Raw genomic sequence first — 15,846 nt, forward strand, 5'->3', positions numbered from 1 at the left:
CGATGACTATGCGACAGTCTGAACACACTTCTATATTTCCCATAATTCCTTAAGAAGTGGAGTTGCGGTCAAGTGTAAAGACACTTTTGGAAGTACCGCAACCGCTTCTATGTAATGAGTTTCTTCTTATTATATAGAAGTCATATTGTCTCATTCTACAGGACAAAGTAACAGCATGGAGTGATGTAGAAACAGTCTTAAAAGGTGAAGGAATTAACCTAAGAGACAAACAAGATAAATTTAGAAATTTCGGTGATGTGCTTGATGAAGTTGCTGGCAAATGGACTAGCTACAGTGACGTATCTCAAAGAGCAATTGCAAAAGCGATGGCTGGCACGAATCATATGGAGCAATTTCTAGTCCTAATGGGTAACTATAAGAAAGCTCAAGAATACGAGAAAGTATCCGAAAATTCTACTGGATCTACAGACAAAAAGTACAAAGTTTATGAGAATAGTTTGGAAGGACGAACAGAAGATCTTAAAAACTCATTTCAATCTATCTCAACAACATTTGCTGATAAAAACATCCTTGGTGGTGGAATTACTTTATTATCAAATGTTCTAAATGTAGTTAATAAATTAGTAAGTAGTTTTGGATTATTGAAAACTGCTGCCGCTGGCTTTGCTGGCATCAAACTTTTTAAAAACCTAGGTTGACCCTATCTCAAAATCATTAGGGTGACAGTGAGCCTACTATATATAAGGAAGAAACAGAAATGGTGTTTTGGACAAATATATAGGATACGGGGTTTTAAAATACACGTATCAGGAGTAATTGCTGGAACGAAAAAGGATATCAAAACTGAAACGGAATTGGTAACAATAGACGGAATAGTTTAAGAATTCGGTATTCATATCGTATTATACGATTGTATCTAATCAGCCGCACACATTCTTACCATATAGGAAAGTATCGGTAAACTGCCATATAAGAAACGTGCTTCGGGATAAGGCACAGCAGCTAAGATATTTTAATAAGAATGGATGTTCAGAGACTACCGATCCTGACAGATAATGACGACCTTATGATCATTGTCTGGTAATGTATAGCCCAAAAGTGTAAATTAATGTCGATGTTTTACCTGCTATCATCGTTTGCGTACAGAGATATTGTATCTCTAAGCAGGGAACTTAAAATTCAAATTTTATGTAAAAACGACCATCAAAAAGTCATTATTTTATAAGGATTTTGAAGATTGGCATTTTTATAAATTGTACTTCTATTAGTACATATGAATCGAAGTTATTTTTAACTTGGTATAAATATTGTGGAATAGCTTAATATATTAGCATAAAACAAAAAGGCACCCACTCGGATGCCCTTTTGTATTCCTTTTTTAACTAATGTTTTGCAATTAAGCTACCACCCTTAATTACGGTTTGTGGGTACAAATGCTTTTGTATCATTTCTTATTACACTTGTATTATAGAATATTTTCTAATAAAATGCAAGTATTTCTAATATGTAGCCCAATCATACAATGATACTTTTTACTTAAACGGTTATCTTTTGTGGTAGATAGATAATACGATATTTTTACACATTAAAATACTGTTTGCATTGTTAATTCAAGTCTTATCTAAATATTGCAAGCAATAACTGAATAATCAAACTTGCAATATTGAGTGTTTTAGAAACACTCTGCCAGTCAATATTCTGTAATAAGTGAATGACGCTTTGGAGCATTTGTCACCTCCGTTCCGCATCTGCCGTAAGGCACTGAATGGCGTGCAAATCATAAAACATGATCATTCAGCAACAAAATTATATCATACAATGGAATAAATATCCATAACAAAAAACAGTCTATCAGAAATAACTTGCGGTAACTAATAGACTGTAAATCCTTTGGAAATGCAATGACGAACTTGGAAGATAACTCGTTGCATTTCTTGTAAACTTAACCATATAACTTGACAAAAATAAGTTATATGGGATATTGTCATATTACTACAGAAATGTTATTTTGTCAATAATTAGTCGTGGAAAGCTGATTTGTTGCATAAATAGAATTAAGAGAGGTAACCGTTGAGTTATCTCTCTTGTGTTATACTCTTTATTAATTTAGAAATTTGCTGTATAATAAATTATAACTATTAATTTATATATACGAAGGAGAGTATAATTATGAGTAGACAAGTAACAGACAAAGACGGAAATGTACATATTATTGAAACAAATAGTCAGCAAATAAATAGTATGACAAACCAAGAACGAATGTTGGATAAAATTATTCAACACCAACAAACTCAGAATAACAATAAGTCAAAGGAGTGATAATTTATCAAAGAACTTAGTTTAATAATTGAAGCTGTGCCTAGTATCTTGCAATATTATATACCAGGCGTATGTTTCTTATTTATATTTCAGCTAACAATTTCTAAAAAACTTTCAGGATTTGCATTTAATGTTGGAAGCTGCATTATTAGTTATATGTCGTTAGCAACAATCGCATTATTACGATTAAATATCTTAAAACATGTAAAAGATACGTCTTGGATCAATAATGGGATTTCTATTATTTTATGTATTATAGTAGCATTATTATTATCTCTTGTGTTATCTAATGACAATGTCAAGAACTGGATCGCTGATCAATTTCATATCACAACGAACAACAATGTTCTTGACGATGTATTTGATTACACAAATGGTAGCTGTGTAATTGCTCGCCTAAAAGATAAAGATTATTTCTTTATGGGCAACTTACGGTTAACAGATGAAGGGAAAGACAAACAATATATTGTGTTAAATGCTTTCACAAAATTTTCGCAAAACGGTAGTGTGCTGGCTACTTATGCAAGAGCTGAAGGGCAGGAAAATGCAAATATCGTTTTGAAGATTAGTGATATTGATTATCTCGAAGTATATAATAACGGCTTTGAAGATATTGTAACTGTGTTAAAGAGAGAGGATTGATAGTCCTCTCTTATTGTTATGCTTCTCTTATTACCACTTATATTTACATTTGTTACATTGATATGTATTTCTTGCACTACGGGTGGCAGTGCGAACAAGCTGTGTATCCACGTTGTTCTGCTTCAGATTTAGAGATTGATATCGAACTCTTTTTAAGATATCTACAACCAGCCGCATGATACTTTTGTCCATAATCTGTTATGTAAACTGTATAACTTGCGGATGAAGAATTATCAGAATCTGAAGAAGACGAATTATTTGATGATGAACTGGTATTGTTTAAGCTAGATGATTTTTTTGAGCTAGATTTTTTCGGTTTTGCTACCTTTTTATATTTTGCTTTTAACTTATCGTATTTGTCAATTAGTGACGTATATTTATACCATAGATCATTATATTCTCCACTAGAACGACTCAAATCTTCTTGTATTTTATCATTCTCTTTGGAAAGATCATAATAACGTGAATAAATATCATCATAAGAACCTTTTACATCTTCGTATTTTGACCTTATTTTTTTATGTTCTTCGCTAGTTTTGATATTAGTTCCAACACTAAATGATAAACAAATTGATAGAACAGCAATCAAGGCATGTCCTTTGTTTAAATTCATTTGCGTACTCCTACCATTTATATTTGCATTTATTACATTGATATGTTTTACCAATATTAGAACTTAGAATACCAAATGTTAAACCGCTTAACATACGGGAGCCAGTGGTAATTCTTTTGATATTGGTACTGTTGCAGTTTGGGCAATGAGGAAGATTTTCTTTCTGCTTGGCAATTTGTTCATTTCTACGATTGATTTTCTCTTGGTATTTTGGATTTGTAAGATTGCCATAGCTACCATCGCTCCAAGGTAAAAAATTACCCTCTTTAATTTCTTGCAGTATACAATACGCTGCACTTGCTGAAATTTCAGCAGAATTTGCTATAGCATCTATACTAATTTGATCATCTACACCAGTTTCTATATTTGATAGTATTTCAGAGATGTCATAAACCTCGTGATTAATATTAATACTTTGGTCTGCCTTATATAATTCGTTGATTATATCCCATGTTGGACAACCACAATTTGGACAATGATCAGCTTTAACAGAAAATTCTTTACCGCATTCAGTACATTTTATCAAACTCATTCTTCATACTCCTTTTATAAACTTATTTAATTTGATTATATCATTATAAATATTGAAACGCAATCAATATACCTATAACACTTTTGTCATTTAAAGAATTAGGTAATTTCGTTAATCAAGTTAAAAGTTTAAAAAAACTAAACCCATCTGATCTTAATATGCAAAATGAATTGTATAAAAACTTCGTAGATTCTTTTGCAAATTCAGGTTTAAACGCAAGTCAAGTTTACGATAAAATCTTAAAAAATGGCGGAGACTATTCACTAGCAGAAAACATTCTGCAATCAATTGGACTCTCTGACAAAGTGGAAGATATCAATAAACAACAGGCATATGACGAGATTCAAAAACGAAAGAAAAAAATATCTTCTTCTAATAAAGTAGACACCTCTGACCTCTCTAAAGTTTCATCAGAAGCCCAAGCTACAAAAGAAGTCCTCTCAGATTTTGGACAGGTCAATCTTGATAATGTAAATTCGAGCGCATCTAAACTTGGAGAAACATTTAGAACTGGTGTAACAAACGGTGTTGAAAAAGCCAAATCTGGCATTAAATCATTAGGATCAAACATAAAATCTGTGTTATCTGGTCTTAGTGCAACACTTAAATCCTATCTTCCTCTTCTAGCAGTACTTGCTGCATTTGAAGGAATTAAAGCAATTCATTCTAACATACAAAGTCAACGTAAAGATGAATTAAACGCAGGTCAGAAAAATCTTGATAAATATAACAAGAAGATTGATAAAAATAATGACAAGGTTAAGCAGGCTAAGAAATTACAGGAAGAATTCAATACTTTGTCTTCTGGTGTTGACTCTAATACGAATGAAAATATCGGATTATCAACAAGTCAATATGAGAGATATTTAGCAATCAAAAAAGAATTAGTGAAGTTAAATGGTGATCTTGTTACTGGATATAATTCAGAGGGTGAAGCTTTAATCAATAACAACACTGCTATTCAAGATACGATTGACAAATATCAAAAATTAGCAGATCAAAGCAAGAAAGATATTGCTAGTAAAAAGAATGTAAGTATCCAGAATGATTCTATGGCATTAAAGGCACAGAAATCATTATACGGAAGTACATTCGCTGACGAAAGTCTTGGCACAAATCTAAAACGCTCTTTACCATATACGTTTAGATCAGCTAAAAATCTTGCTAAAGACGGATTAACCATGAACGAAGCATCTGTTAGACAATCTTTGTATTCTAATACAGATTTTCAAAAACAGGCTGCCAAAATTCTTGGGAAAGAGAAAGTTGATGTTAGTAAATTAACATCTAAACAAATCCAAGAGCTTGCTAATAATGCAGATACTTTTAATTCTGAAGGATTTATCGGAAAAAATGATACAAAGAATCTTAAGAAATTGTTAGCGGCTTCAAAGACAAATTATGATCAATTACAGAAATACTCTGATAGCTTTAGGAAAAACACTTTATCTAATATCTCTCAGGCAGTTGATGGTTATGATAAATTGGATCAAACAACAAAAACATTTGCGTCTAATTTTATTTCAAATATGGATATTGATCCATCTAAAATGTTAGACACAGATTATCTTGATAAACAAGAAAAGACTGTTGAAAATCTTACTAAAAAGCTTACTCAGAATAAAGACGTACAAGACCAAATCAAAGACTTCCAGAAAACACAAGTAAATGGAAAAATGAACGCCAATAAATGGCAACAAAATGTAAATGATCAATTTACTGCATTACAGAAATCTACTGGTATTGATAAAGATACGTTGGCATTAACTCTTGGTGTTAAGCTTGATGACAAAGAAAATGTACTGTCTTCTACTGGTAAAGATATTGCTAAAATGCAGGAAACATTAAATGACACATTTAAGAATCAAGATATCTCTAAGTTTACAGATTCTTTAAATTTAAATGACTTGTCAAATGCATTCGATATTGTTACGGATAAGACAAATATATTTACTGGTTCTGTAGACCAGTTAAAAGAACGTCTGAAAATGTTAAATAGTTCTGCTGCTTCTGCTTCTTATACTGTAGAAGGATATAAAGCAGCACTTGATACAGACGACGATGATTCTGCTTATAATACTCTTGTTTCTGGAATGAAGCAAACTAAAGAAGAGTACGATCAAGGTAAAGTTGGTACGGATCAGTTTAAGACATTTGCTGGAATGATGTCTCCAACTGGTAAAACTGACGCAAAGAATTTTAAAGAGAATTATGATAATCTGAAGAAATATTTTACAGAGGATAATTCTGGTGTATATACTTTCTTTGATGATCTGAAGACAAAAACAAATGATTCTGGCAAAGCTTTGGCTGACTTTGATAAGAAAACTCAGAAATGGAAAATCAATATTGATTCTACTGCTTCTGCTGCCAAGAAATTTGGTATGGGAGTAGAACCATTTGAAGCATTGCTTAATAATCTGAAGACATATGGATTTGATGTAAATTTCAGTTCTCTTACAAAACAGTATGAAGAAGCTCAGAGTAAACTTGATGGTTGGGCTGAAACATGGCAGAAAAATGGTGGAACCGCAGGGGATGAAGAAGGACAGCGTATTGAGGCTTGGCGACAACAAATCGATCAGGCAAAAGAAGCTGGCAAGGAAATTCCTGATACATGGACAAAAGTTATTGATTTTGAGGTCAATATTTCTTCCCTGCAATCACAAATCAAAGAAGCAAAAGATGAATACAAAGCTGCACAGTTAAATGGAGATACAGAAGCTCAACAGAAATCTATCGACAAACAACTAACGGCTTCTGCAAATATTCAAGCTAAATTGACTGGTGGCGAAGATGTCGGCAAATCTGGATTGACCAAAGGTATTAAAATACCTGTTGAAATTGAGACAAAAGCCAATGGTATTCAAAACGAAATTCAAAACCTCGTACAACAATATCAGTCTGCTTCTGGACAAGACAAAATCAAACTCGGATTAAAAGTCGAAGCAAAACGTGAAGAGTTATTAAAAGAATTACAACCATATCTTGATCCTGAGACACTTAAAATTCTTGGTGATAATTCTGACGCTAAAAAGAAAGCGAAAGAAACTAAATCTGAGGCAGATAAAGTTCCAAAAGAAAAGAAGACTACATATACCGCTGATGCTTCTGGTGCTAAAAAAGGTGCAGAGGAAGCACAAAAAGCAGTGAATAGTGTTGAAGATGAGCATGTAACGCAAATTAAGACACAATATGGTATTGGTAAAAACGGTAAAGTTTCTCAAAAATCTACAAGCAATATGGTCAAGAATAATTATCTTGGTAATGCAATTGATCAAACAGGACGAGGAGCATATACAGCATATACAGCACCTAAACAATCAAGCACTTCAAGTGGTAAAACTAGCAAACAAAGCAAGACCGACACTACTTCAAGTAAGTCAGATACTACTACTATAAAAGTAAACGTCAAAGGAAATGCCAAAAAGACAATTGATTCTATCAAGAAATCTTTATCTGGCATGAAATCCAAAAGCATTTCTATTAAGGTTAAAGGAAATGCAAAGAAAACAATTTCTTCTATTTCTAAATCTCTTAAGAAATTAAAATCCAAAAGAATTTCTATTAAAGTAAAAGGAAATGCTTCTTCTGTCATTAAGAAGATTACTAATGCTTTAAAGAAACTAAAAAATAAGAAAATTACTGTTAAAGTAAAAGACAATGCTTCACATAAAATTAGTAGCATTAAAGGAAAACTGAATGCATTAGGTAAGATGCATCCGACTCCAAAAGTTACTATCAATACAAGTGGATTACCTGCCGTTGAAGCTGCAAAATCAGCGATCAATGGCTTACATGATAAGTCTGTTAATGTATCTGTAAATTATAGTCAGAGTGGCAAACCAAGTGGTGTAAATGGAGCACATGGTATTGGTTTAGCACATGGATCAATGGCTTGGTCAAAAGCATTTTCTCAAGGAACGATTTCAAATCTGACAGATTTTGATGATTGGAACGGAAATGCGTTTGCGCATGGTTCAGTAAAAAAATTATCATCTCGTGCATTAGCAAGTGGCAATCTTGGAGCAGATTATTCTGGAACAACACTTACATCCGAATTGGGACCTGAGCTACTTGTTCGTGGAAACCGCTGGACTTTACTTGGCGAAAATGGCGCACAGTTTACGAATATTAAACGTGGAGATATAGTTTTCAATCATCAGCAGACAGCGGATTTACTTTCCAAAGGGTCTACAAATAGTCGTGCTTCTATTAAAGGCGGTATGTCAGCATTTGCGCATGGTACTGCTTTTGCTTCTGGACATCGTGTTACTGGTAGTGGTGCGTTCCAAGGTGGCGCTGCTTCTGGATATAAAAAACATTCATCAGGTTCTTCTTCTACCAAGAAACATACATCTTCCACAAAGCGCAATACAAAAGCAACTGACAAGAACACTTCTTCCAAGAAGAAAAACACTAAGGCAACCAACAAGAATACTAAAAAGAAATTAACATTAGCAAAACTTATTGATTCTGTTGGTAAACAATTCGACTTCATTGCAATTAAATTAGATCGTGCTTCTGCTGCTACAGAAAAGTTTGCTAATATGATCAATGATTATGTGAAGTCCGATACAAAAACCAAAGCGTTATGGAATCAATATAAATCTGTTGGCACAGAAATCTCTACAAACAAAAAGGCTGCATCTAAATATAAATCTGAAGCCAGTTCTTTTGCTAGTAAAGCAATCAAGAAAGCTCCTAAAACTAAAAGTACATCAAAGAAAAAGAATCAAGCAAAGTTAAAGAAATACTTCGCTAGAGTTCGTAGTGGTAGCATAAATATTAATACTATCTCAAATGATAATATGCGCTCTGCTGTAGAGCACTATCAAGAATTATATGAGAAGTATCTGTCATGCACTCAGGCTGCTCAACAGCTCAAGAATACTCAACGTGAGTTATTTAATCAATGGTTAAATATGCCAATTGAAAAAGCACAAAAAGCAATTGATAATCGTGCAAACATTTACAATTACTACAGTGCTCGTGGTTCTGCTGCTTCAACTGGTGAATCTGGTGTAAATGCTTTAAGAGGTGTATATGGTGATGAGATTGAGGCAAATGAGAAAAATGTCAAGAGTAAAACTTCTACTCGTGACAAGGCAAAGAGGTCAGACGATGCTGCGAATAAAAATCTGAAAAAAGCTAAATCTACGCAGACGAAAGCTAAAAAGACTAAGACTAGCAAGGCTAAATCTGCAAAGAAAGCAATTAAATCTCAGAAGGGATTATCTCGGTCTAAGAAGAAATCTTTAAATTCTAAAATTTCTAAAGGTCAGAAAATTTCAACAAAAGGTCTTAAAGGAAAGACTAAGAAAAAAGCACAAGAGTATAATGCTTCAGTCGATGCTAAAAAGAAAGCAGATAAAAATGTAAAGTCAAAACAGAGTACGAAGAATAAAACTTCTAAGAATCTGAAGACCGCACAATCTAATCTTAATAAAGCTAAATCAGAATATAAAGCTGCTCAGGCATTGCAGAATGAGGCGGTGACTGCTGCAAAAGCCGATCTTCCAGCATACTCTTACCAGAATGATATTTTGAAAAAGCAGGTAGAACTCAAAGAAGCTGATTATAAAAATCAGAGGGAAGCCCAGAAAACTGCTCAAAAAAATCATGATAAATATCAGAAAGAACTCAATAGTGCTAAATCTGCTAAAACAAAAGCTCAAAAAAAGACAAAAGATAAGTCAAATACTGTAAAGAAAAAAGGTAAGAAGATCTTATCAAGGAAATCTGCTAAAAAGCTAACAGGTACTCAAAAGAAACAAATTAAATCTGGCAAAAAAGTTAGTACAAAAGGTGTTAATAATAAGAAATTATTAAAACAACTTAAGGACTACAACAAAGCTGTTGAGGCAAAGAATAAGGCTAAAAAGGCTGAAGTTGCCGCATCAAAGAAAGTGACATCTGCTTCTATTAAAGAACGTGATGCACAAAATGCATTGACAACTGCCGATAACAACGCTAAACAAGCGGCTGCTGAATTGGCACAAGAAAAAGTTAATGCAGCAATGCAGTCTCAGGCAAATATTAAAGCGTATTATGATGCCAAACAAAATTATGAATCAATCCAAGGAAACAACGCTTCTTCTGCTGCTAAGTTAAAACAGGCTAAAGGAGAAGATTTGATTACTGAGGATTATCAGAAGCAGATTGATTCTAATGAAAAACAGGCTCAGTTATATGAAGAGTCTGCTAAGACAATGCAATTAAATCTTGATGAGAAAGTAAAAGCTGGTGATATCAAGAAAGGTTCTCAAGAGTGGATGCAGATGCAAGGAGAAATTGATGCTTGTACGAGCAGCGCCAATGATCTCCGTACCACAAATGAAGAACTTAAAAATAGTATGCGTGATGATATTTATTATCGTGGCTTTGAACGTGCTATTAAAGCGGCTCAGAATTTACAAAATTCACTTACAACAATATCTTCTTTGATCGATGAAGATGCAATGTTTGATGATGACGGAAATCTGACTGATTATGGTACTGCTGCTATTGCAACAAATATTGCTAATGTCAAATCTGAAAAAGAAGAATTGAATCAATTGATGCAAGAACGTGCTAAAATGGCTGAACATCGTGATGAATATTCTGACACAGAATGGGCTGACGCAATTCAAAAGAGCGATCAAGACATTGCAGATGCTGTTAAGAGTATTAAGTCTGCCGAAGATAGTGTGACAACTATTCTGAAGAATAACGCAAAGCAGAAATTGGATGCGATTAACAAGACTATTTCAGCATATTCTGAAGCTATAAAAAAATCTAATGACTATTATACATATGACAAGCAATTGAAATCCTCTAACAAAGATATTCAGATACTAAGATCACAGATAAATGCACTTAATGGGGTGAGCGATGCAGCCAGCCGTGCGAAGAAAGCACGCCTTGAAGCAGAACTCCAAGAGAAACAAGATGCACTTGATGATACAGTAAAAGATCATATTTATAATCTTCAGATTGACGGACTTGATAAGTTAAGCACACAGCTGAATGACGATTATGAGAAATACTGTAAAGAGTTATCTTCTTCTGTTGATAAGATTGAAAAAACATTTATATCTTTATCTGGAACAATCAGTTCAGAGGGTGCAAAAATTGATAGTACGATTACTACTATCTTAGGACATTATGGCGTTAAGCCAAGTGATCTTGGACTGACAGACAGTAAAGTGACAGGTTATGCTCAAGGTGGATTAGTTAAATCTGTGCATAAGAACGGAGATGATGGTCTCGCTTCTCTCGCAGTTGGTGAGGAAGTTGCCACTGTTGATGTTGTTAATTTGGCAAACAAAATAAGACAAGATAAGGTATTAAATGCCTTAGCAAATGGACATACACTGAACGGAATGACTATGGATGGAATTGGAACAACGGAAATTAATGTCAACTTTGGCGAAGCTATTGGTGCAATTAATGTTCCTTCTGGAGTATCTGAAGAAGAGCTTCAAAGAATCGTTAATGAATCCTATAAATATACTTCTCAGAAAGTTACTCGTGACATGGCTAAAATCGTTGGTCGTAAACGTCCAGTTTAAAACCTTATATAATAAGGAAGAAACAGGTTGAGTGGTGCGTAGAAATACGCACTCTTGCCTGTTATTTTTATGCAAAATTTTATACAGAAAGGAGACCACATATATGTTGTCATTTGAATATAACGGACAATCTACAAAAACAATCTTAGATACGCCTCTAATGGTCGTACAGTTTGATGTGACAAATGACATCACAGGATTTTCACGAGAGATTGTTAAAGGTGAAAAAACAATGTTACGTCAGGAGACAAATCATTATGGTGCAATGTATTCTGATGAGATCACATATGAATTTTACCTTGTAAAAGAAAATGGGCATGGGTTCACAAATTCAGAGCAAAGAAAAATCAATAAATGGTTGACTTCTCCTACTCTTGTAAAACCATTGACGGGAATTGCAGATGATAAAGAGACTGTTATTTACAAAGGAATCTTTCAGAATATCGGATGGAAAATGATCACATGCAAACTTGGGCAACTTGATGCAGTTCAATGCAGTTTCGTTTGTGATACCCCTTTTATATGGAAACACTATGAGATTTCTGGCGAAGTCGCAACAAGTAATAAATTCTCAACAAACATCTTTGTAGATAGCGACGATGTGGAGTATGAGATTTATCCAAAGGTAACGATCACTTCTAAGACAAGTCAAACAGTAACAATCGAGGTTCGTGATGAAAACTCTATGTCAGTACTGTGTAAACCTGCTTTACCAGTATGTATTGATTGTAAACATTGTATGGTAACAGATGGAACTGTAACAGGGTTGACTAATTTTGAAGACATTGGATGGGCTGATGTTGGAAATATTTCGTGGCTTAAACTGCATGATGGATATAATGTTATAAACATTACAGGTGCGTGTACTTATAAAATCGAGTTCGATGTGCCACAGAAACGGATCGGTGATCTGTTATGATTAAACACAATGCAAAAATTTATTTATGTCGTCCTGATAGAACTGTTATTTGCGCCTTAAATGGAGTACAAATTAAGAGCGTTGAATACGAACAGCAATTAAAGGATTTCAATCGTCTTACATTTAATGTAGACAGGTATATAGATATTGATGGCGAATACGTTGAATCTGCTGGCTATGAGAAGCTAAAAGATCATATGACAATTTATCTTGAAGGACTTGACTATTTTCAACTTCAAGAACCTTCTCTGCAAAATGATAATGGTAGATATGAATACAAAGCATGTGAAGCGTATTCTGATGAGAAAACCTTTGAAGATAAGGATATGAAAGGTTTATCTTTCAACAAAGGTACAAAAGACTCTATGGAAATGTTGGCTACAAATAACGTAGACGATATGGGTTATGCGAAAGAATACATCACGTTTTGCAACGACAGAAACCATGAATTATCATTGATGCATTTGGTATTAGACAGAGTTCCAGGATGGAGTGTTGGTTATATTGATCCTACAATAAAGAATGAAAAATATTCGTTTGAGGCAGATAATACCAATGCTTACGCATTCCTTAACACGACTGTAGCTAATGTTGTAAAATGCGTATTTTATTTCGATACAATCAATAGAACGGTAAGTGCGTATGCCAAAGAAAACATAGGAAAAGACACGAATATCTTCATTGGATGGCGTAACGCACTTAATATGCTTAAAATGACTCCACAGGCAGATACAATGTATAATGCTCTGACCATTCAAGGCGATGAAGAGTTAGATATTACGAGAGTCAATTATGGTCGAAGTTATATCTATAATCTTGACTACTATTTGACTACAAACTACTTTCCTCAAGAAACTATTGATAAGATCAAAATATGGCAAAAGTGGCAAATTGATAACCACGCTAAATATATTGAGAACGGAAAGAAGTCTGCGGAATATCAGGCAAAGATAGATGAAATTTACTATCGTGTACCAAATGATGGTATTCAGATTGCTCAATATAAAACAATGGATCAAGAAACTCTTGAGAAAACTCTAAAAATGTATGAGCAGATGCTTACTACAATCCAAGTCAGTGTAGATACAAGAGATGACCATGAGAAAGATTCAAACGGAAATTATACCAAATGGGATAAACCAGATGATATTCAGAATCGTGTCTATAAACCTTGGACTACTTCTTCTGGCGAAGTTGATCATGAAAAATATCTTGCTTTACTAAAAGAAAGCAATAAAGGATATTATACATATCAAGAATTAAGAGATTATATTATTCCAAATATTAAGGTAGCAATTCAAAACTTGCATTTAGCCGATGATAAGAAGATTGATTATAATGATGAATTTGAATCAAATTGGGATTTATATGGAATCAAAGAACTTGAAGGTAAACGTGATGAATATAAGAAACAGATTATGGATATTCTCGCTGCATATCAAAAAGATTGGAAAGACCTTACTGATGAAGAGATTAGCAAAGCTGGTGTAAAGGATGAAAAAACCTATAATGTATTCCATAAGAATTTTATTAAGTACAAAAATTGGCTTGGCGATGAAAACACAGAAGGCTCACTTCTATATAAATTAAAAGAGTTAAACGCACAGGTCGATGAACTTAAAACTCAGAAGAAACCATATGACGATGTAATGACAGATATGAATACTCATTCTGAACTCAATGATCCGCAATTTGGATTGACAGATAAAGAATACACCGCTGTCATGAACATTGTTCGTATGGGAGATTATACAAACAATAATATCTTTACTACTTCTCTTGATGACGCAGTAACATCTTACGAGCATTGCGAAGAATTATATCAAGATGGATTAAAACGTATCTCTGAAACTTCTCAACCACAATATCAGATTGAAACTTCTCTCGATAACATTCTTTCATTAAATGAATATGCAGACGTAAATTCAGATAACAAACAAGGTTGGCATAATCAGTTTACGGTTGGTAACTTTATTCGAGTTGGTGTGCGTGATGATTATGCAGTTAAGTTAAGATTATTGACAATTGCATATAATCCTTGCACAAAAAGTTCGGAAATTAGTGTGACGTATACTAACATGATCACGAGTCTAACAGGTAGGGATGATTTCTCTTATCTGTTTGACGATACTGCTGCTTCGCAGAAAAATAGTATTTCTGTCGGAACAGGCGATTCCAAAGATTCTGTTGAGTATATGACTAATATGCTTCAGAGAATGACGAACAGTTCCTTATTTGGAAATGTAGTGAACAATAGTGTACAAAATGTATTAAGTGATCAAGGAACAATTAACAAACTGTTTGGAGATTATCTGAATTATAAAGTAATTAATGTCGGGAACATCACAGGTGACAAGGCTGAGTTTAATGAGTTGTTTAGCAAATATATTAACTCAGAATATATTGCTGCTAATTCGGCTGATATTAAAAAGTTGAACACAGACGTTGCCAATATTAACTCTGCAATCATTGGCACTTCTTCTACAGAAACAGGTATTGTATTCAACTTATCCTCAGCAAATGCTAAGTTTGACAGTGCATGGATCATAAACGGAATCGCAGGGAAAATGACGATCGGTGACTTAGCCGCAGGCGATATTACAATCTCTGACACAATGCGAATCTTATCTGAGAACGGTAATTTTATAATGAACGGGTCTGCCATGCAATTCTTAGACACTGAAGGCAATGTTGGAATCCAGATCGGTTATGATACAAACAAAAATCCTAGCATTATTATCAAAGACGATAAAGGCGCAACGATCATGACAAGTCAAGGTATTACTAAGGATGCGATTGCTGATGGGCTGATTGCGAATAATATGCTTGGAGATAAATCTATATCTAAGGATAAGCTGAACTTCCCTATCGTTGAAGCGAACGCACAAGGCGGAGTTGATATTACACAGATTTATGATGGTAAAGGCGGTTTGTGGGGAGCTGAGTATGCGACATTTAAGGAAAGTGTAAATAGTACATTAGATGACTGGGATACTAAGATGGATGAAATGGGATATGAAATCTTCATGACCACTTCTGCTGGCAGAACACTTGGTAGAGGAATTAATGAAACAGTAGCAACTGCTCATTTAACTAAAGATGGACAAGATGTTACAGACGAATGGGATGAATCTCATTTTGCATGGAAAAGAGAATCGAGAGATACGAGTGGAGATTCTTATTGGAATGAAGCTCATAAAGGAAAAAAACAAATAACTATAACTAGAGACGATATATATTTTGGAGCAGCTATTAAGCTGCTTTTTGTGGTTGATGGAGAAACTGTCGCATCAACAAATTAATTAAA

General features: G+C 33.9%; 8 protein-coding genes. 6 read left to right on the plus strand and 2 right to left on the minus strand.

The genetic code is table 11. The annotated features are described in order from the left end of the window. The first annotated feature begins 152 nt into the window (after window positions 1-152). The 3 genes from KE503_RS06590 to KE503_RS06600 all read left to right on the plus strand — a co-directional run bounded on the left by KE503_RS06590 (window position 153) and on the right by KE503_RS06600 (window position 2,922). Window positions 153-659, plus strand: a complete 507-nt coding sequence (locus KE503_RS06590; protein WP_212384813.1) for a phage tail tape measure protein — start codon at window positions 153-155, stop codon at window positions 657-659. A gap of 1,471 nt (window positions 660-2,130) precedes the next feature. After that, window positions 2,131-2,280 carry a hypothetical protein gene (locus KE503_RS06595; protein WP_173774453.1) on the plus strand — a complete coding sequence of 50 codons (150 nt, stop codon included), beginning with the start codon at window positions 2,131-2,133 and terminating at the stop codon, window positions 2,278-2,280. 156 nt (window positions 2,281-2,436) lie between these two features. Further along, complete coding sequence (locus tag KE503_RS06600) at window positions 2,437-2,922, plus strand: hypothetical protein (RefSeq protein ID WP_212384789.1); 486 nt, start codon at window positions 2,437-2,439, stop codon at window positions 2,920-2,922. Between the two features lie 76 nt (window positions 2,923-2,998). Here KE503_RS06600 and KE503_RS06605 read toward each other — a convergent pair whose 3' ends face one another. Both KE503_RS06605 and KE503_RS06610 read right to left on the minus strand, forming a co-directional pair. Beyond that, entirely contained in the window at window positions 2,999-3,535 is a 537-nt protein-coding gene (locus KE503_RS06605; protein WP_212384790.1) for a hypothetical protein, read from the minus strand. 10 nt (window positions 3,536-3,545) lie between these two features. Continuing rightward, window positions 3,546-4,067 carry a hypothetical protein gene (locus KE503_RS06610; RefSeq protein ID WP_212384791.1) on the minus strand — a complete coding sequence of 174 codons (522 nt, stop codon included), beginning with the start codon at window positions 4,065-4,067 and terminating at the stop codon, window positions 3,546-3,548. Window positions 4,068-4,150: 83 nt separating this feature from the next. Here KE503_RS06610 and KE503_RS06615 point away from each other — a divergent pair, with 83 nt between their 5' ends. The 3 genes from KE503_RS06615 (at window position 4,151) to KE503_RS06625 (ending at window position 15,841) form a co-directional block, all read left to right on the plus strand. Continuing rightward, window positions 4,151-11,620, plus strand: a complete 7,470-nt coding sequence (locus tag KE503_RS06615; RefSeq protein ID WP_212384792.1) for a hypothetical protein — start codon at window positions 4,151-4,153, stop codon at window positions 11,618-11,620. 103 nt (window positions 11,621-11,723) lie between these two features. Further along, the gene (locus tag KE503_RS06620) at window positions 11,724-12,539 is read left to right on the plus strand and encodes a phage tail domain-containing protein (protein WP_212384793.1); all 816 of its coding nucleotides are present in this window, start codon (window positions 11,724-11,726) and stop codon (window positions 12,537-12,539) included. Then, on the plus strand, window positions 12,536-15,841 hold the full coding sequence (locus tag KE503_RS06625) for a hypothetical protein (protein WP_212384794.1): 3,306 nt from the start codon (window positions 12,536-12,538) through the stop codon (window positions 15,839-15,841). The genes KE503_RS06620 and KE503_RS06625 overlap by 4 nt, the downstream gene beginning before the upstream one ends. Window positions 15,842-15,846: the final 5 nt, after the last annotated feature.

The sequence above is a fragment of the Anaerostipes sp. Marseille-Q3525 genome (genome assembly GCF_018223505.1).
Lineage (GTDB): Bacteria > Bacillota > Clostridia > Lachnospirales > Lachnospiraceae > Anaerostipes > Anaerostipes amylophilus.